Origin of the sequence: Shinella sp. CPCC 101442, assembly GCF_024704725.1 — a bacterium.
Taxonomy (GTDB): Bacteria; Pseudomonadota; Alphaproteobacteria; order Rhizobiales; family Rhizobiaceae; genus Shinella.
Genome location: NZ_JALIQS010000004.1, coordinates 739,043 through 757,093 on the forward strand (window position 1 = coordinate 739,043; position 18,051 = coordinate 757,093).

General features: G+C 63.8%; 10 protein-coding genes and 1 tRNA gene. 8 read left to right on the plus strand and 3 right to left on the minus strand.

The genetic code is table 11. From position 1 onward, the window contains the following. Positions 1–6: 6 nt before the first annotated feature. Positions 7–1,959 carry an acetoacetate--CoA ligase gene (locus tag MUO32_RS18910; RefSeq protein WP_257949910.1) on the plus strand — a complete coding sequence of 651 codons (1,953 nt, stop codon included), beginning with the start codon at positions 7–9 and terminating at the stop codon, positions 1,957–1,959. A 248-nt stretch (positions 1,960–2,207) separates the two neighbouring features. Here MUO32_RS18910 and MUO32_RS18915 read toward each other — a convergent pair whose 3' ends face one another. Next, entirely contained in the window at positions 2,208–3,785 is a 1,578-nt protein-coding gene (locus tag MUO32_RS18915) for an iron ABC transporter permease (protein WP_257949979.1), read from the minus strand. 271 nt (positions 3,786–4,056) lie between these two features. Continuing rightward, complete coding sequence (locus tag MUO32_RS18920) at positions 4,057–7,650, minus strand: ATP-binding protein (protein ID WP_257949911.1); 3,594 nt, start codon at positions 7,648–7,650, stop codon at positions 4,057–4,059. A 244-nt stretch (positions 7,651–7,894) separates the two neighbouring features. Here MUO32_RS18920 and MUO32_RS18925 point away from each other — a divergent pair, with 244 nt between their 5' ends. After that, a complete protein-coding gene (locus MUO32_RS18925) occupies positions 7,895–8,344 on the plus strand; it encodes a phasin (protein ID WP_257949912.1) in 450 nt (149 codons plus the stop codon). A gap of 146 nt (positions 8,345–8,490) precedes the next feature. Beyond that, positions 8,491–8,567 (plus strand) — tRNA-His (locus tag MUO32_RS18930). Positions 8,568–8,683: 116 nt separating this feature from the next. Here the strand turns inward: MUO32_RS18930 and MUO32_RS18935 are convergent. Next, complete coding sequence (locus MUO32_RS18935) at positions 8,684–9,631, minus strand: hypothetical protein (RefSeq protein WP_257949913.1); 948 nt, start codon at positions 9,629–9,631, stop codon at positions 8,684–8,686. 180 nt (positions 9,632–9,811) lie between these two features. Between MUO32_RS18935 and MUO32_RS18940 the strand changes: the two genes are divergently transcribed. The 5 genes from MUO32_RS18940 to MUO32_RS18960 all read left to right on the plus strand — a co-directional run bounded on the left by MUO32_RS18940 (position 9,812) and on the right by MUO32_RS18960 (position 18,044). Beyond that, a complete protein-coding gene (locus MUO32_RS18940) occupies positions 9,812–10,381 on the plus strand; it encodes a TetR/AcrR family transcriptional regulator (protein WP_257949914.1) in 570 nt (189 codons plus the stop codon). Next, complete coding sequence (locus MUO32_RS18945) at positions 10,378–11,304, plus strand: DMT family transporter (RefSeq protein ID WP_257949915.1); 927 nt, start codon at positions 10,378–10,380, stop codon at positions 11,302–11,304. Before MUO32_RS18940 ends, MUO32_RS18945 begins: the two co-directional genes overlap by 4 nt. A 158-nt stretch (positions 11,305–11,462) precedes the next feature. Beyond that, positions 11,463–13,724, plus strand: a complete 2,262-nt coding sequence (gene bcsA / locus MUO32_RS18950) for a UDP-forming cellulose synthase catalytic subunit (protein WP_257949916.1) — start codon at positions 11,463–11,465, stop codon at positions 13,722–13,724. Next, entirely contained in the window at positions 13,717–16,077 is a 2,361-nt protein-coding gene (locus tag MUO32_RS18955; RefSeq protein ID WP_257949917.1) for a cellulose biosynthesis cyclic di-GMP-binding regulatory protein BcsB, read from the plus strand. The genes bcsA and MUO32_RS18955 overlap by 8 nt, the downstream gene beginning before the upstream one ends. Beyond that, positions 16,074–18,044: a hypothetical protein gene (locus MUO32_RS18960; protein ID WP_257949918.1), complete on the plus strand. Its 1,971-nt coding sequence runs from the start codon at positions 16,074–16,076 to the stop codon at positions 18,042–18,044. The genes MUO32_RS18955 and MUO32_RS18960 overlap by 4 nt, the downstream gene beginning before the upstream one ends. Positions 18,045–18,051 lie beyond the last annotated feature (7 nt).

The following is an 18,051-nucleotide window of genomic DNA, read 5'->3' on the forward strand; positions in this document are numbered from 1 at the left end:
GAAAGAATGACGTCAGAATTGCCCCTGTGGGAACCTTCGGCCGACATCCTGGCGACAAGCCCGATGGCCCTGTTCATGAAGGCCGCCAGCCGCATCGCTGGGCGAGAACTCAAGTCCTATGACGCGCTTCACGCATGGTCCGTCGAAGACCGTGCCGCCTTCTGGACGGCGGTCTGGGATGAATGCGGCGCTGTCGGCGAAAAGGGCGACACGGCGCTGGAGAACGGCGAGCGCATGCTGGAGGCCCGGTTCTTTCCCGAGGGACGGCTGAATTTCGCAGAAAACCTTCTCAAGAAGACCGGTGCCGGCGATGCCATCGTCTTCCGCGGCGAGGACAAGGTCTCCTATCGCTGGTCGTGGGATGAGCTTCGCGCCCGCGTCTCGAAGCTTCAGCAGGCCTTTGCCGCAATGGGTATCGGCGAGGGCGACCGCGTCGCCGCCATGATGCCGAACATGCCGGAAACCATCGCCTGCATGCTCGCCGTCGCCTCGCTCGGTGCTATCTGGTCCTCCTGTTCGCCGGATTTCGGCGAGCAGGGCGTGCTCGACCGCTTCGGCCAGATCACGCCGAAACTGTTCATCGCCTGCGACGCCTACTGGTATGCCGGTAAGCTGCAGGATGTCTCGGGGAAGGTTCGGGCCGTCGCCGACAAGCTCGGCGTGCCGGTTCTCGTCGTACACTATGCCGGCGACGCGGACGCGCTCGCCAGCACCCTGCCGGATGGCCGCACGCTCGATGCGCTGACGGCGCCCTATGAGGCAAAGCCGCTCGCTTTCGTGCAGCTGCCCTTCCGCCACCCGCTCTACATTCTCTTCTCCTCGGGCACGACGGGCGTGCCGAAATGCATCGTGCACTCGGCCGGCGGCACGCTGCTGCAGCACCTGAAGGAACACAGCCTGCATTGCGGCCTCGTGGAGGGCGATCGCCTGTTCTATTTCACCACCTGCGGCTGGATGATGTGGAACTGGCTGGTTTCGGGCCTTGCGGTCGGAGCCACGCTCGGCCTGTTCGACGGCTCGCCCTTCCACCCGGATGGCAACGTGCTGTTCGATTATGCGCAGGACGAGAAATTTGCCGTCTTCGGCACCTCGGCGAAATATATCGACGCCGTGCGCAAGGGCGGCTTCACGCCGCGCACGACGCATGACCTGTCGAGCCTGCGGCTCCTCACCTCCACCGGCTCACCGCTGTCGCCGGAAGGTTTTTCCTTCGTCTACGAGGGTATCAAGCCCGACGTGCAGCTCGCTTCCATCTCCGGCGGCACGGATATCGTCTCCTGCTTCGTGCTCGGCGTGCCCCTGAAGCCCGTCTGGCGCGGCGAAATCCAGGGTGCGGGCCTCGGTCTGGCCATGGATGTCTGGGACGAGGACGGCCATCCAGTGCGCGGCGAAAAGGGCGAACTGGTCTGCACGAAGGCCTTCCCCTCCATGCCGGTCATGTTCTGGAACGATGCCGACGGCGCCAAATACCGCGCCGCCTACTTTGAGCGTTTCGACAATGTCTGGTGCCACGGCGACTTCGCCGAGTGGACCAGCCATGACGGCATCATCATCCACGGCCGCTCGGATGCGACGCTGAACCCCGGTGGAGTGCGCATCGGCACGGCCGAGATCTACAATCAGGTCGAGCAGCTCGAGGAGGTGGTCGAAGCCCTGTGCATCGGCCAGGACTGGGACGATGACGTGCGCGTCGTGCTCTTCGTCCGCCTCGCGCCCGGCAAGGTGCTCGATGACGCGCTGGAAAAGACGATCAGGACCAAGATCCGTACCGGCGCTTCGCCTCGGCATGTGCCGGCAAAGATCGTCCAGGTTACGGACATCCCGCGCACCAAATCCGGCAAGATCGTCGAGCTTGCGGTGCGCGAGGTCGTGCACGGGCGGCCGGTGAAGAACAAGGAAGCGCTCGCCAATCCGGACGCGCTGGATCTCTTCGCCAACCTTGCGGCGCTCCAGTCCTGAGCGCCGCCGGCATGAACGGATTTCGACCGGCCGCATTAACCAAACACACGAAGTTGTGAACAAAAGGTTTGTGCCGGAACGGGGCGGGTAAGGAATTGTTAATCCGCAATGGCGCAAGGTCGTCCCAACTTGAGCACGCCCGATGAGAGGGCGTACCGGTCGCACCCGACCCGATGGCATGAGGCCGTTCACCCTGGCTTTTGTTGGACAGCATTCAAACTATCGGGGCGGCTCATGCCGCCCTTTTTTTATGCGCCGGTCTTGTCCAGCGAGCGCGACACCAGGAAGACCGGAATGAGCCCGACCGCGACGATGATGATCGCGGGCACGCCGGCATCCTCCACCTTCGCCCGCGAGGCGTCCTCATAAACCAGCGTTGCCAGCGTGTTGAAGTTGAACGGGCGCAGCATGATCGTCGCCGAGAGTTCCTTCATGGTCTCGATGAAGACGAGGAGGGCGGCCGTCAGCGTAGCCGGACGCATCATGGGGAGAAGAACGGTCCAGAGCGTCTGGCTGCTGGTCCGCCCCAGCGTGCGGGCGGCCATGTCGAGATGCGGCGAGAGCTTGTGGAAGCCGGCATCGATCGTGCCCTCCGCCATGGTCAGGAACCGCACCGTGCAGGCGTAGATGATGGCAAAGCCGGTGCCGGAAAGAAGAAGTCCCGTCGAAATGCCGAGATTGGCCCGCAGGAAGGCATCGACCGCATTGTCGAAAGTGGCAAGCGGGATGAGCACGCCCATCGCCAAAACGGTGCCCGGCACGCCATAGCCGAAGGAGGCGAAGCGCCCGGCGGCGGCATTGAGGCGCGAGCGGGTCGTGCGCGCGGCATAGGCGAGCAGGAAGGCGAGAAGAACGGCGACGATTGCCGTCGCGCCGGAGACGAACACGCTGTTCCACAGCGCCGAAAGCAGCCGCGTCGAGGCGAACGCCTCCAGTCGCCGCGCGGCGTAGCCGCCGAGCACATAGACCGGAATGGCAAAACCGATGGCGGGCGGGAGCAGGCAGGCGAGGCTTGCCGCCCATTTTTTCCAGCCCACGAGTTTCAGGCGCACGGAATCATGCACCGCGGCCGTCGTCTTCTGGCTGGCGAAACGCTGGCGGCGGCGGGCCGCGCGTTCCACCATCATGAGGCAAACGACAAAGACCAGCATGATGCAGGCGATCTGTGCTGCACCGGCAAGGCTGCCGCGGTTGAGCCAGGTATCGAAGATCGAGAAGGTCAGTGTCTGCACGCCGAGATATTCGACCGCGCCGATATCGTTCAGCGTTTCCATGGCAACAAGCGTCAGTCCCACCATGATTGCCGGGCGCGCCATCGGGATCTGGATCCGTGCGAAAACCTTCAGTGGTCCGGCGCCGAGCGTGCGCGCCACATCGGCAGCCGCGCGCCCCTGCATGAGGAACATCGAACGGGCGGCGAGATAGATGTAGGGATAGAGCACGCTCGACAGGACCAGCATGGCGCCGCCTGTCGTGCGCACTTCCGGGAACCAGTAGTCGCGGCTCGTCTGAAAGCCGAAGAGGGCGCGATACGCCGTCTGCACCGGGCCGGTGAAGGAGAGGAATTCGGCAAAGGCATAGGCGCCGAGATAGGCGGGAATGGCAAGCGGCAGGACGAGCAGGCCCGAGAGCATCCGGCGGCCGGGGAAATCGCAGCTCGCCACCAGCCAGGCGGTGATGACGCCGACGACGGCGGTGATGGTGGCGACGCCGGCGAGCAGGATGAGAGTGCGCAGCGTCGCGCGCGGGATGACGTTGCTGAGGAGATGCGGCCAGTCGTCCACTCCGCCGGTCGCCGCGATGACGACAATGGCGATCGCCGGCATCAGCACGATGGCTGCTGCAAGTATCGCGGAGGCGGAAAGAAGCGGGTGGCGGGCGGCACCGGAGCGGCGATGCGCACGCGGCGCGCTTTCGAAATGGACCTGCAAGGCGTTCCCCCGACGATGCGGAAATCCCATTCACGTTCTGGGACTGCCGAAAGGCGTTTTTGCCGGTCTAGAGCATTTTGCATCCGGGCGAAATCACCTGGCGTCGTACAAATGCGGGAAACGAGGGTGATGCCGACGGACAATCGGCGTCACCTGGCCATCAGCCTCAATCTGCCAGCACGCGCGGCGAGGGAAAGCTCACCTCGACCAGCGTGCCTTCGTTCGGTGTGGAGCTGATCGAAAAGCTCGCCCTGTTGGCATCGACCATCGCCTTGGTCAGCGGCAGGCCGAGACCGGTGCCGTCGCCGCGCTTGCGCGCGCCGGTCGTCACCTGCCGGAAAGGCTTCATCGCCTGCTCCAGCTCGCTGCGCGTCATGCCGACCCCGGTATCGCGGATGCGCAGCACCACGCTGCCATTCGCCTCATAGGCGGTGGAGACGACGATCTGCCCGCCCGAGGGCGTGAAGCGGATGGCGTTCGACAGGATGTTGAGGGCGATCTGCTTGATGGAGCGCAGGTCCGCGACGATCTGCGGCACGTTGTTGGAGAGCGACGTGCGGATGATGACGCGTTGGCCGTTGGCCTGCGGCTGCACCAGCGAGACGGCTTCCGAAATCGTTTCGTTGAGGCCGACGGCGGTGAATTCGAGATCCATCTCGCCCGCCTCGATCTTGGAAATGTCGAGCAGGTCGTTGACGATATCGAGCACATGGCGGCCCGAGCGGCCGATGTCGTTGGCATATTCGATGTAGCGCGGATGGCCGATCGGCCCGAAGCGTTCCGTCGCCATCATGTCGGAAAAGCCGATGATGGCGTTGAGCGGCGTGCGGATCTCATGGCTGACGCGGGCGAGAAAATCGCTCTTGTGGGCGTTCGCCGTCTCGGCAGCGCGCTTGGCGCTGCGCAGTTCCTCTTCCGTGCGCTTCCACTGGGTGATGTCGCGGATGACGGCGCAGAAACCGGAGGAGGACGACAGGCGCCCCATCGTCATGAAGAGCGGAATGAAGCCGCCAGCCGCCTCGCGGCCGATGACTTCGCGGCCGTCATTCAGCACGCTTGCGACCCCATGGCCCGAGAGGCCGGCGAGATAGTCGAGCACGGCCTTCTGGCTTTCATGGGCAAACAGCATGGCGAACGGCCGGCCGCGCGTCTCGTCCTCGTCATAGTTGAAGAGGGCGCTGGCCGAGCGGTTCATCGAGCGGATGTCGCCATCCTGGCCGACGACCACGACGCCGTCTGTCGCGGTTTCGAGGATCGAGCGCAATTCGCTGATCTCGATTCGCAGTGCTGCGGCAGCGGCCTGGTCGGCCGTGGGCTCATCGGTGTCCACCACCGGCGCGGGCACGGATTCGACGAGTGTCAGCGCGGGCTTCTCATGCGCGGGGGTCAGCGCCAGCATCAGGGCGGTGCCGTCCTCCCAGCGGATCGACTGGAGGCGGGCGCGCACCGCGCTCGTGCTTTCGCCGTCGGCATGGCGCAGCGCCATGGTGCCGTCGCCGTCTTCGGTGTCCTCATCCGGGGCGGCCAGCAGGATATCGAGCCCGCCCGAGGCTTCTAGGTCTTCCAGGCTGCGATAGCCGCTGAAACGGAAGAATTCCGGATTGGCATGGATCAGCCGGTCGCCGACATGCACGAGCAGCGCGACGGGCAGGGCATCGACCACGGTAGCGTTCAGGCCGTAGTCCATCTGCGTGCGCGGCGGCGCGATGGCCGTGCGCTCGCCGCCATGGTCGTCAGTCAGGAGATCATCGGCATGGGGGCCTATTTCGAGGCCGGGCATTTCCGCTTCGGTCTCATCCGTGTCGATGAGGATCGTATCGACGGTGTCTTCGTTCACATCTGCCGATTCGGCAGGAATGTTTGCGGGTGTTTCATTCGCAGCGTCATCCACCGGGCGGTCTTCCGGCTTGCGCTTTCCAAAGGACTCGCCGAGCTGGCGGGCGATTTCGCGGAATGCGGCCTGCTCGCCAGTCGACAGGCCATCGAACAGGCCGCCGCGATTGCGTCGGGTTTCGAGCTGCACCACCTTGTCGGAATGACGGCGGTTGGGTGTTTCCACGAGGCGCAGCGCCGGGCGCTCGCCGCGAAATGCGTCCGGTTCGTCGTCGCCGACCAGGGGTGTTGCGCCCGTCTCGATGTCAACAGATGCGTCGGCCGTATTGTCATCTTGTTCGGAGGCGGAGGGTGCGTCGATCTCGCCGTTTGTTTCCTCGGATACGGCTGGCGTTTCGTCCACGGCAGCTTCGGCCGTCTGGTCGGCCTCATCGAGCCGGTCGACCATCACCTCTTCCTGCGTCTCAGCAACATCGCCGAGCATCAGTCCGCGCGCATGGGCATCCTCGACGGCATCGGCGATGCGCACGATGCCGAAGCCGCGAAAACCATCGAATTCGCGGTTGCGGGAATAGGTCGGGAGCGCGGCGAGATCGACCGGGACGACAAGGGAGGTGCCTTCGACCGGCCAGAAGATCGTCTTGCCAGACCACGTGTCGCGGCGGCTGAGCAGGTCGCCGATCTTGCCATCCAAATCGAGATCGAAACGGGCGGCGACATCGACGAAACGCGCGCCGGAAATCGCTGCGGCCTGCGGCCCGACGGCGGCGGCGAACTCTTCCGAAATCTCGCTGAACCGGCCTTCCGCATCGATCTTCCAGACGAAACGGATCGGCCTGCCCTGGCGGTTGAAGAGAAAGCCCGACGCCGTCTCGTCCGTCGTCGCGACGTTGGTTTCTTCGCCTGCGGTTTCGTGCGCGATCTCTTCCACTGGCTCGGTGGGCGCGTCTTTTGAAGAGAGATCCACAAGCTCGGCGATCGGGTTCGCAGGTTCGTGCGCATGCTGCGGCGTCGCTTCGTCGATGACAGTCTCTTCCACTCCGCCGGGCGTTGCGGTCGGGTCTTCGATCCCGGCTGCGATTTCAGGCTCGGCCTCGTTGGGGATCGGCTCCAGTTCGGCTTCCATCTCTACCGTCTCGGCGAGAGGCTCGTCCTGCGCCGGGAACGTTTCGGTTGCGGAGGGTTCGACCGCGATTTCCGGCTCGACCACGTCCTGCAGTACGGCGGGGGCGGCTTCCTCTTCATCCGGATCGAGATGCCCGAGGATCGTTTCGACGGCAAACAGCAGATGCAGGGCCGGGTCGCTGGATATGCGGCCGATGGCGGCCGGGAGATGACCGCGACCCGTTGCGACGGGGCGCTTTACAAGATGCTCGGGACTGCGGCCCGCCGCCTGCACGAGCGCACGACGCGTTTCGATGCTGATGGCGAGGCGATCGAAGCCGTCGGAGCCGGCAATCACGGTGCCCTCTTCGTCGAGCACGGCCATATGCGTGTCGGGATCGTCGAAGCCGGCAAGCATGGCGACGGCCGTTTCCTCCTGGCTCTGGCGGCCACCGGCGACGGGGGTGTGGAAAAGGATGGCCTCGTCACCGGGGCGAATGGTGATCGCCTCGACCGTGGCGGTGACGGGCATGCTGCGAAAGCCGCTGCCGATGCGCATGACGAGGCTGCGCCGGTCTCCAGGCAGTTGCACCTGTCGGGCGGTGGCGGAAAGCTGACGGAAGGTAATATCGCCGCGATCCGGGCCGGCATCGAGGAAATCGTAGATATTCTCTTCGCCGAAAAGGGCCGCGCCCCGGCCGTTCGACCACAGCACGCGGCTCATGTCCTTTGAAAACAGCACGACGGCTTCGCCCCGTGCGAAGGGCAGGCGCACCCGCTCGTGGACGGCAACGTCGATAAAGGGATACTGCTTTGCGGACATGTTCAGGCCTGTATCTGGCTTCCGGCGTCCCGGTTTTCAATTAACGCTTTATTAATAGCCGTGGTGCCTCGGGGGGTCCAGCGCCGGGGCCTGAAACGCGGCGGCTTTCGGGCGGAAGGGTTAACGTCCCAAGGATTTATTGTGCAGCGCACAAAATTGTTGCAATGCGAAATAAGATCGGCTATATAGGGCTCATCCAAGAACACGGCGCCTCTAGAGAGGGCCAAACCAAGGAGCGCATGCAATGGCTACCAAGAAGACCGACGACGTATTCTCGATCGCTTCCATCGATCCCTCCAAGATTTCCGAAAGCTTCCGCGACTTCGCCGAAAAGGGCGCCGCACAGACCAAGGAAGCCTATGCCAAGATGAAGGAAGCCGCCGAAGACGCGACCAAGACCGTTGAAGCGACGCTCGAAAGCGCGCAGGCCGGCTCCGTCGAACTCGGCCTCAAGGCAATCGATGCGCTGCGCACCAATGCCGAAAACTCGCTTTCCCATATGGAAGCCCTGCTCGGCGTGAAGTCCGTTGCCGAACTCTTCGAACTGCAGACCGCGTTCATGCGCAAGCAGGCCGAAGTCGTCGTCGAACAGGCCAAGTCGCTTCAGGAAACCTCCAAGAAGGTTGCCGAGAAGGTTTCGGCTCCGGGCAAGTCGGCCACTGAGAAGGCCATGAAGTCCTTCAAGACCGTCTAAGCTGCAGATAGTGCGGATTTCGATCCTGTGATAGAATGGCCGGGCGGATCGTCCGGCCATTTTCGTTCGGAGCGTCGCAAAAAACGCTTGAAAAATGGTGCGGCTGCCCGTATGTGACGCACCAAGCGCGGTCAACGCGCCCTTGTGCGGTTGTAGCTCAGTTGGTTAGAGCGCAGGTTTGTGGCACCTGAGGTCGGTGGTTCGACCCCACTCAACCGTACCATTCCTCTCTCCTGATAAGTTGTTTCGATAGGACTTATCGGGAGAGAGGAAACATTCTCCCAATCGTATCATTTGCCTTCCACATCGTGATCCGGTTGCCGTGCCGGTGGCGTGCTGTCAGTCGCCCCAGCTCACGAATTTCAGTGTCGCGTTTCCATTCATCTTGTAGCCGATGACTGCGCATCCATTCTTCGCGCGGACAGGTGCGGCGCCCTTCAGCACCAATGTGTGCCAGCCCTCCTGCCGTCCCGCCACGTTGTACGGCGCCGGCTCGCAGCCTTTCTTGAAGACATATGCCGTGCCCTTGATCGTCGCCCTGTCGTCATAGGGATCCCATGGCGCGCTGGCTTTGAACAGCAGCATGCCGGCCTTCACCGTGCCTGCAATCTTTGTCTTGGGCTTTTCGTAGACGATCGTGCCAGCGCCCGGATCGATGCGGACATCGGAGCCGTTGTGGTCGAACAGGCTGCGCATGTCGATGGCATCGCTGGCCTCGAATGAAGCGGTCTCGGCCTGTATCGTCTCGCCGTCGCGCGGTGCGACACTCGACTTGTCAGCGATCCATGGTGCCGCGTCGGCGAAAAACTGCTGGTTGCCGTCGCAGACTTTCCAGTATCGATATTCGCCGCGATCATAGCGATGGACCGGGAAACAGAAGCCGGGGCCGGTCATCTCGATATCCGGCATCCCACCCGTCTTGCGGGGATGGAAGATCAGCCCCTGCGTATTGTCAGCCTCGATCAGCATCGTCCAGTTCCCGCCGGACTTGGACAGGAGAAAGACATTCTGGCCAGTCATGCCGTAACAGCCGGTGACGCCGTTCCCCAATTTGGCGGGAGAACTGCTGACAAGCACCTCGTTGACGCCGTCGGCATCGATATCGCGCTGCGTGGCAATGTAGGCGACCGTGGTGCCGGCCGAGGTCACGCATTCCTCGATGCCGCTGTCCTTCTCTCGCGCCGTGACGATCTGAAGGGCCGCATCGACATCGGCCTGAGGCCAGTCTGCCGCGACTGCCGGCAGGGTGGTGGCGAAAACGGCGGATGCGGCAAAAATGAACTTCATGAAAATCGCTCCTGTCATTGCCCTCAGGGTTGTAAGGCGAGGGTGTTGCGACCCTGTTGACGCGGCTGCTGCAAGTTTACCGATCTGCACATCGCGACAACGAAAAATCCCGGTGCTGCCGAGCCTCTTGACAATCATCTAAAATAGGTAGATCGGTCTACATAAAGATGAGGTGCGATGATGAGTGAGCGGGTACCGGCGCGGGAGCGGTTGCTGAAAGCGGCTGCGGAGCTGTTTTATCGCGATGGGGTGGGTGCGACGGGGATCGATACGATCACCGCCCATGCCGGCGTCGCCAAGATGAGCCTCTACAACAATTTTGCCTCCAAGTCGGATCTCGTGAAGGCCTATCTCGATGCGCGGCTGGAAGAGTGGCATGTGCTCTACCGCGAGCGGCTCGCCACGGCCGCGACACCGCGTGAAAAGTTGCTGGCTGTCTTCGATTCCTATGTCGACCATGCCGAGCTCGCCTACGGGTGGGGGTTTCGCGGCTGCGGACTGCTCAATGCCGCCGCCGAACTGCCCGTCGGTGACGCCGGCCGGGCGACGGTTGCCTTCCAGAAGGAAGAGGTCGAGCAGCTCTTCAAGGACTACCTTCGCCAGATGAAACCGGCTGCTGCAATCGACGAGACGGCCGAGCATCTCTCCTTTGTACTCGAAGGCGCCATGGCCCGCGCGGGTCTGGACGGCCATGACGGGCGGCTGAAGGCGGCCCGCCGGATCGCCATTTCAATCGTGGACCAGCTATGACCTCTTCCGATCTCGCCTTGCCCTTGCGCCGGCCGAACCGGTTCACGGCACTTGCCGTTCTCATCCTTCTGGAGGCTGCGCTCGTCGTGTGCTGGAGCGCCGGCTTTATCGGTGTGCGCTTTGCCAGCGACCATGCGCCGATCTTCCTGATCCTGCTGTGGCGCAGCCTCGTTTCCGGCCTCGTGCTGCTGCCTTTCGCCCTTACCATGGGGCCGAAGATCCGGGGCAGGGACGTGCTCTTCCAGATGCTGCTCGGCGCGCTTGCCATGGCCGGCTATCTCTCGGGCTTCGCGCTGGCGATCGGGCTCGGTGTTCCGACCGGCCTCGTCGCGCTCATCACCGATATGCTGCCGCTTGCCGTCGCCTTCCTCTCCTGGCCCATTCTGGGGCAGGTCCTGACGGGGCGGCAATGGATCGGCTCCTTCATCGGCCTTGCCGGCGTCATCATCGCCTCGGCCGGATCGCTCGATTGGGGCAATGTCCCGCTCTGGGCCTATGGACTTCCCGTGCTCGGCACGCTGTCGCTGGCGCTCGCAACACTCCTGCAAAAACGCAGCGCGGTGAACGCCATGCCGGTTTACCAGAGCCTGTGCTTCCAGTGCCTGTCGGCCGCCGCGATTTTTTCCGTGCTCGCCTGGAACGAGGGCGGGGTGATGCCGGTCCTGGATCGCAGCTTCATCGGCGGCTTAATCTGGCTCGTCTTTGTCGCGACCTTCGGCGCCTGGAGCCTCTACTATCTCGCGCTGCGCAAGTCCTCACCGGCGCGGGTGACGGCGATCCTCTATCTCAGCCCGCCCGTCACGATGATCTGGGCCTTCGTGATGTTCGGCGAGCCGCTGTCCTGGGCCATGGCGTTGGGCCTTCTCGTGTCGCTCGGCGGTATCGTCCTCGTGGCACGGGCGCGGCCGGTGCTGCACGACTAGCTGGCTGTAAACCCTTCATTTACCACGCCTTTGACCGGCTTCCCGATTTGGGACTGTATTAGGAATCCGTTGACCAATGAATCCCTAGGGTCATCCCGTTCCCATGACGGGGGCCGGTTCGCATGACGCGCTGCCGCGATGCAAATGGGGTTCTTCAAATGCACATGACGTGCGTCAAGTGGCTGGCTGTGCCCGCCGGCTTCGTCGGGCTGTTCCTTCTCTGGCTGCCGCTCAGCCTCCAGGCCCAGCTTATTCTGAGTTTCGCCGTGCTCGGCGTGATGTTCCTGGCGATGACTCGTCCCGAGAACACCACCCTGCGGCTCGTCACCTTCATCTTTGCCGGCATTCTCGCCATGCGCTACGCGTTCTGGCGCACCACCGAGACATTGCCGAGCATCTACGAACCGCTGAATTTCATTCCCGGCCTGATCCTGTATCTCGCCGAGATGTATTGCCTCGCCATGTTGGCGATCAGCTTTTTCATGCTGGCCGATCCCCTGAAGCGCAAGGCGCCGGAGCTTGGCGATACCGCCGATCTCCCGACCGTCGACGTCTTCATCCCGTCCTACAACGAGGAGCCGGAGCTTCTGGCCGGCACGCTCGCGGCCGCCAAGTCGCTGCACTACCCGAAGGACAAGCTGACCGTCTATCTGCTCGACGACGGCGGTACCGAGGCGAAGCGCAACCATAGGGATCCGCGCATCTCGATTGCCGCCATCCGCCGCCACGAGCAGCTGAAGGCGCTGTGCGCCTCGCTCGGCGTCGTCTACCACGCCCGCAAGCAGAACGACCATGCCAAGGCCGGCAACCTCAACGAGGGTCTAAAGGTCTCGCATGGCGAACTCGTCGTCGTCTTCGATGCAGACCATGCTCCAGTGCGCGAGTTCCTGCGCGAGACCGTCGGCTATTTCGCCAAGGACAAGAAGCTCTTCCTTGTCCAGACGCCGCATTACTTCCTGAACCCGGACCCGCTGGAAAAGAACCTCCAGACCTTCGCGCGCATGCCGTCGGAAAACGAGATGTTCTATTCGATCCTGCAGCGCGGGCTCGACAAATGGAACGCCTCGTTCTTCTGCGGCTCGGCGGCGGTACTCAGACGCTCGGCGCTGGCCACGGCAAACGGTTTTTCCGGCCAGTCGATCACCGAGGATTGCGAGACGGCGCTGGCGCTGCATTCCAAGGGCTGGCACAGCCTCTATGTCGACAAGCCGCTGATCGCCGGCCTCCAGCCGGAGACCTTCGTCTCCTTCATCGGCCAGCGCGCCCGCTGGTGCCAGGGCATGCTGCAGATCCTGCTCCTGAACCGTCCGTTCCTCGCCAAGGGCCTGACGCTTTCCCAGCGTATCTGCTACGCGGGCATCAACCTGTTCTGGCTGTTCCCGCTGTCGCGTCTTGCCTTCGTCTTCTCCCCGTTGCTCTACATCTTCTTCTCGCTGGAGATCTACCAGGCGAACATTCTCGAATTCGCCTCCTATGCGGTGACCTATCTCATCGGCTCCTTCGCCATGCAGAGCTACCTCTACGGCCGCGTACGCTGGCCCTGGGTCTCCGAACTCTACGAATATATCCAGTCGGTGCTGCTCTTCGGCTCGATCGTCAGCGTGATCCGCAATCCAAGGAAGCCCACCTTCAACGTGACGGCCAAGGGCCAGACGCTCGACCGCAGCATGCTGTCGCCGCTGGCACGGCCCTATTTCATCATCTTCTTCGTCCTGCTCGCGGCTGCCCTCTATTCCGGCTACCGCTTCCTGACGGAGCCGGTCGCGACCGAACTGCTCACCATCGTCGCCGGCTGGAACCTCATCAATCTCGGTCTGGCCGGTGCCGCCCTCGGCGTCGTCGCCGAGCGCCGGGAACTGCGCCGTAACCAGCGCCTGCCGGTCAAGCGTCATGCCCTGATGAAGGTCGATGGCAAGCTCCACAACATCATCATCCAGGATGCCTCCTCGGGCGGCATTTCGGTGGAGTTCGTCGAACAGGCTCTGGCGCTCGATCTCGACAATCCGCTCGAAGCGACGATACAGCTGCGCCGCGCCGGCCAGATCATCGCCTTCGACGTGATCTGCCGCTCCAGCCGCGGCGAAGGCGAAGGCGCCGTCTACGGCTTCGCCTACAAGGAGCGCACGCCGGAAACCTTCATGGCCATCGCCGAGCTGATGTTTTCCGACCAGGCAGTCCTGCAGGAGCGCCTCGTGCGTCGTCAGGTGCGCGGCAGCTTCTTCTGGGGCACCTCGCGCTTCGCGCTCTGGAGCATCCGCGAGACGTTCCGGGCATTGCGCTACTCCGCCGGCCTCATCCGCGAGAACGCCGTCAAATCGTCCGCTGACGCCCCGATCGTCGTCAAGGAGAACAACGCCCAGATTCCCGGTCGCGCAGCCGAGCTGCCGCCGGTCCTCACAGGAACCCAGGCCTATGGCTAAGACCTCTCTTCTCGGAATGCTGGGCCTGGCCCTCCTCGTCGCCTCGGCCGATGCCGGCCGGGCGGAAGGGCTGGTTGCCGATGCCGTCAAGCCGCTGCTGGAAAGCACGACGCTGTCAGGCGGCCTCCTGCCGCAACCCGTCGAGGTTAGAACGCAGAAGGGGCAGGCCGTTGCCTCCGGCAATAGGCTCGTCCCCTTCGAACAGTCGGCCGACGCCTACACGCTGTCGGGCGAAGACGATGTCGCGACCTTCACCTTCGCGCTCGACGGGCCGCAGGTTTCCGCCGGGGGCACCCTGAACCTCGCCTATATCAACGCCGTCTCTGTGCTTCCGGATACCGCGAAGATGGATATCGAGGTCAATGGCCGCGATGCCGGCAGCTTCGCCATCGCCTCGCCGAATGGCGTGTTGACGGAAAAAATCGCCATCGCTTCTGACCTTCTCAAGGCTGGCCGCAATGTGGTGCGCATCCGCGCGCGCCAGCACCATCGCGTCGATTGCTCGCTGGACGCGACCTACGAACTCTGGACGAAGCTCGATCCCGCGCAAAGCGGTTTTGCCACGTCGTCCTCCGCGTCGTTCTCCGATTTCGACAGCCTGCTCGCCGTCCGTCGCAACGCCAACAGTCGCACGGATGTGCGCGTCGTCGTGCCCGGGGCTCTCAGCACCGAAGCGCTGAATGAGGTCGCGCCGATCCTGCAATCGCTCATCCTTTTTCTCAACCGTGACGATGTGACGATCTCGGTGGACGACAAGCCCGGCACGGGAGCGGGCGTCGATCTCGTCATGGCCATGGACCGCGGCGGGTCGGCGACGCTCGCAAAGCTCGGCATCGCCAATGTCCCGCGCGGACTGTCGGTACAGGCCGGCGCAACGCCGGACCGCGCGACCGTCGTGCTGCACGCCGCCAATCTCGGCGATGTCAATGCCGCCGTCCTGGCAGCCGTGAAGGGGCCGATGGCCGATGGCCTCAAGTCGGGCGTCTTCGCAAAGGGCAGGGGCGCTCTGGTGGTCGATGCCGGTGAACGGCGCATGCTGAAAGAGACCGGCTACGAGACCCGCGTCTTCTCCGGCCGCCTGTCGCGCACCGATTTCACCGTCGACATGCCCGCCGATTTCTATCCGGCGGAATATGCCACGCTCGACCTTCGCCTCCATGCGGCGACGTCACCCGGGCTGGAACAGACCGCGCAGCTTCTCGTACGCGTCAACGACAAGGTCGTGAAAAGCTATCCCTTCCGCAACCGCGAGGGCGAGCAGTTCGACGGCAAGCGCATAGAGCTGCCGCTGCGTGCCTTTCGCCCCGGCGCCAACCGCGTCGAACTGCTGGCCGAGCTGCCGACGGTCGCGGACGCCGCTTGCCGGCCGGAAGAGCGTGACGACGGCAAGCCGCGTTTCATCCTGCTCGACACGACGGCGATCGAGGTCCCGGCGCTTGCCCGCATCGGCCGGCTGCCGGATCTCGCGGCGCTTGCCGGCAAGGCCTATCCCTATGGCGGCGGCAAGCCGTTCGATCTGGTGATCGACCGTGCCGACAGCCAGTCCGCCGCCGCCGGCCTCTCCATGCTGACGCGCCTCGCGCTGTCGGCCCGTGCACCCCTGACGGCGAAGATCGCCATCGGTGCCCCGGCGCAAGGCACAGGGCGCGATGCGCTCATCGTTTCCTCGCAGAACGACTTCGCCGAACTCGGTGCGTCCAGCAAGGCGGCCTTTCCTGATGCCGGCGATATCAACGCCTCTGTCGCCGATCTGCTGAAGCCCGATCCGGTCAGCACGGCTTCGGTGTCGGATGCCGCCGCCGGCACCGGCAACGACACCGCCGACCTGCTTCAGGCCTTCCACAATTCGACGGCTGCCGACGAGGGCGAGCTTTCCTTCGGGTCACGCGCGCAGCTCTGGCTTTCGGCTGCGTCGCGCAGCTTCGGCCGCTGGCTGAGCTACGAGGGCGAAAATGCGACGCGCGTGGTCCCGCATGGCGAGGGCTCGCTGGTAACGCTGTCGCAGATGCGCTCGCCCGATGGCCTCGCCACCTGGACGGTTCTTCAGGCGAACTCGCCGCGCGATATCGATGCCGGCGTGCAACGGCTCGTCGAACCGGCGGTCTGGCGCGATCTTCAGGGCGGCACGGCGACGATCGAGACGGCAAGCCTGTCGCTCGTCAGCCTTCCGGCGGCGGATCGCTATGTCGCCGATCTCGCCGATCGCAGCCCCGGTAACCTGCGTCGCGTCGCGGCCGCCTGGTTCTCCGACAATTTCCAGATTTATGTCGTGCTCGTTCTCGCCTGCCTCGGCCTCTTCGCCGTCTGGCTTGGCCTGACGGTGCCGCGCAAGGGCGTGAGGTCCGACCGATGAGATCATCTCTTTTTCTGACCGCCCTGCTGCTCGGCTCCTCGGCGCTTTCGCCTTGCGCGCTGGCGGAGGAAACCAAGTCCGGCCCTGGCGAAGTCGAGCTTGCTGCGCTTTACTACTATGCGGAACAGCAGCAGCAGGACCGGCTTGAGGCCGAGACGAGCCGGCTTCGGCTGAAATATCCGGACTTCGTCGTACCGGCCGATGTCTATGCGCCGGTGGCACAGCAGGTGGATGAAACCACGCTCTGGGCGCTCTACGAGAAGAACGATTTCGTCGGCATCGCCGCCGAAATCGGCCGCCGCCAGACGGAGAATCCGCAGTGGAGCCCGAGCGAGGATTTCTCCGGCAAACTTGCCCGCCGCAAGCAGCGCGTCGAGATGATGGCCGCCACCGCGCGAAAAGACTGGATAGGTGTTATCGAGGCGGCCAAGGCGCTCGATCCGTCGACGGAAACGGAAGTCGATCTCGTCTGGATGCTGCTCGACGCCTATGCCGAGACGGGCGCCAAGGATGCGCTGACCGGTGCCTATCGCGGCCTACTCTTCCGCGAGGGCGACAAGCGCCTGCCGGATGCGCGGATCCTGACCACGCTGCAGAAGTCGACCCGCGACTTCTCCTCCGAGGATGTGCGCAAGGCGATGGGCGTGCTGGCGACGTCCCCCATGCTCCAGGCCGGTCTTCAGCCCGTCGAACTCGACCTGACGCGCAAGGACGTCGCGGATTTCAACGCGGATGAAAAGCGCCAGACGCCGATCGCCGAAGGCGAGGTCGCCAAGCTGCGCGCGCTGGCCGAGAAAGGTGAGCGCCTCGAAGACCTGTCGCTGCTCGGCTGGTACGACTTGAAACTGAAGGCGCCCGAGAGCGCCGCACGCTGGTTCAAGGCCGCATTGGTCAAGCGCCGCGACGAGGAGAACGCCAAGGGCCTGTATCTCTCGCTTGCCGCAGAAAACAAGCAGGAGGAGGCCTATGCGGTCGCGGAAGACTATATCGAGGAGTTTTCGGACGATCCGGAATTCCTGATGAACGCGCTGTCACTGCGCTTCTCGAAGCCCGACCAGCCGGATGCCGACATCAAGACGGTGACGGCCTACAGCAACGCGATCCTTGCGACCTCGGATGCCGACCACGCGGAAATCCTCGCCTGGTATGCCTATAATTCCAGCCAGTTCGAGGCTTCAAAAGCCTGGTTCGAGAAGTCGCTCGATTGGGAAAGCGCACCGGTGCGCGTCAAGGGGCTTGCCCTCAGCCTGCTCCGTCTCGGCGCGAAGAAGGACTATGCGGCGCTGGAGGACGAGTACCGCGATATCTATCCGGAGATCTGGGTCGAGATAAAGGTCGCGACCCCGCCGAAGGGGCGCCGCAGCGTGGCCGTCGAGATGCCGGTCGCCACTGCGTCGTCCACCGGCGGTGGCGGGACCAGCTACCTCGCGCATTTCAAGGCCAAGCGTTACAGCGCCTGCGTCAAGGATGTTTCCGCCCTGGAAGCGCGCGGCAAGGTTTCGGCCGATGCCATGCTGATCAAGGGCTGGTGCTATCTGGAACTCAGCCGCCTCGCGGACGCCCGCAACGCCTTCGAATCCGCGCTGAACAACAGCCGCACGCAACAGGATGCCGCCTATGGCGCTGCCCTCACGCTGCTGCGCGGCCGTCTGACGGACGACGCCGAAGCCATGGTCGCGACCTATGCGATGTCGGAAAAGCGCGAGCGCGAGGTCCGGGCTGAAATCTACTGGCAGCGCGCCCGCTCGGCCTTCGATCACAAGCAGTATCAGAACGTTCTGGATGCGCTGAACGCTCGCGCCAGCCTCGTTGCCGAACCGGCGGATCTCAGCCAGCTGCGCGGCTGGTCCTATTACCATCTCGGCAATCGCGGGCAGGCCAAGGCCGTTTTCGCCCGCCTGAACATGCAGTTCTACGATCCGGCGTCCGCCGTCGGTCTTTCCGCCTCCAATACCACCCTCCGATAGGACCCTC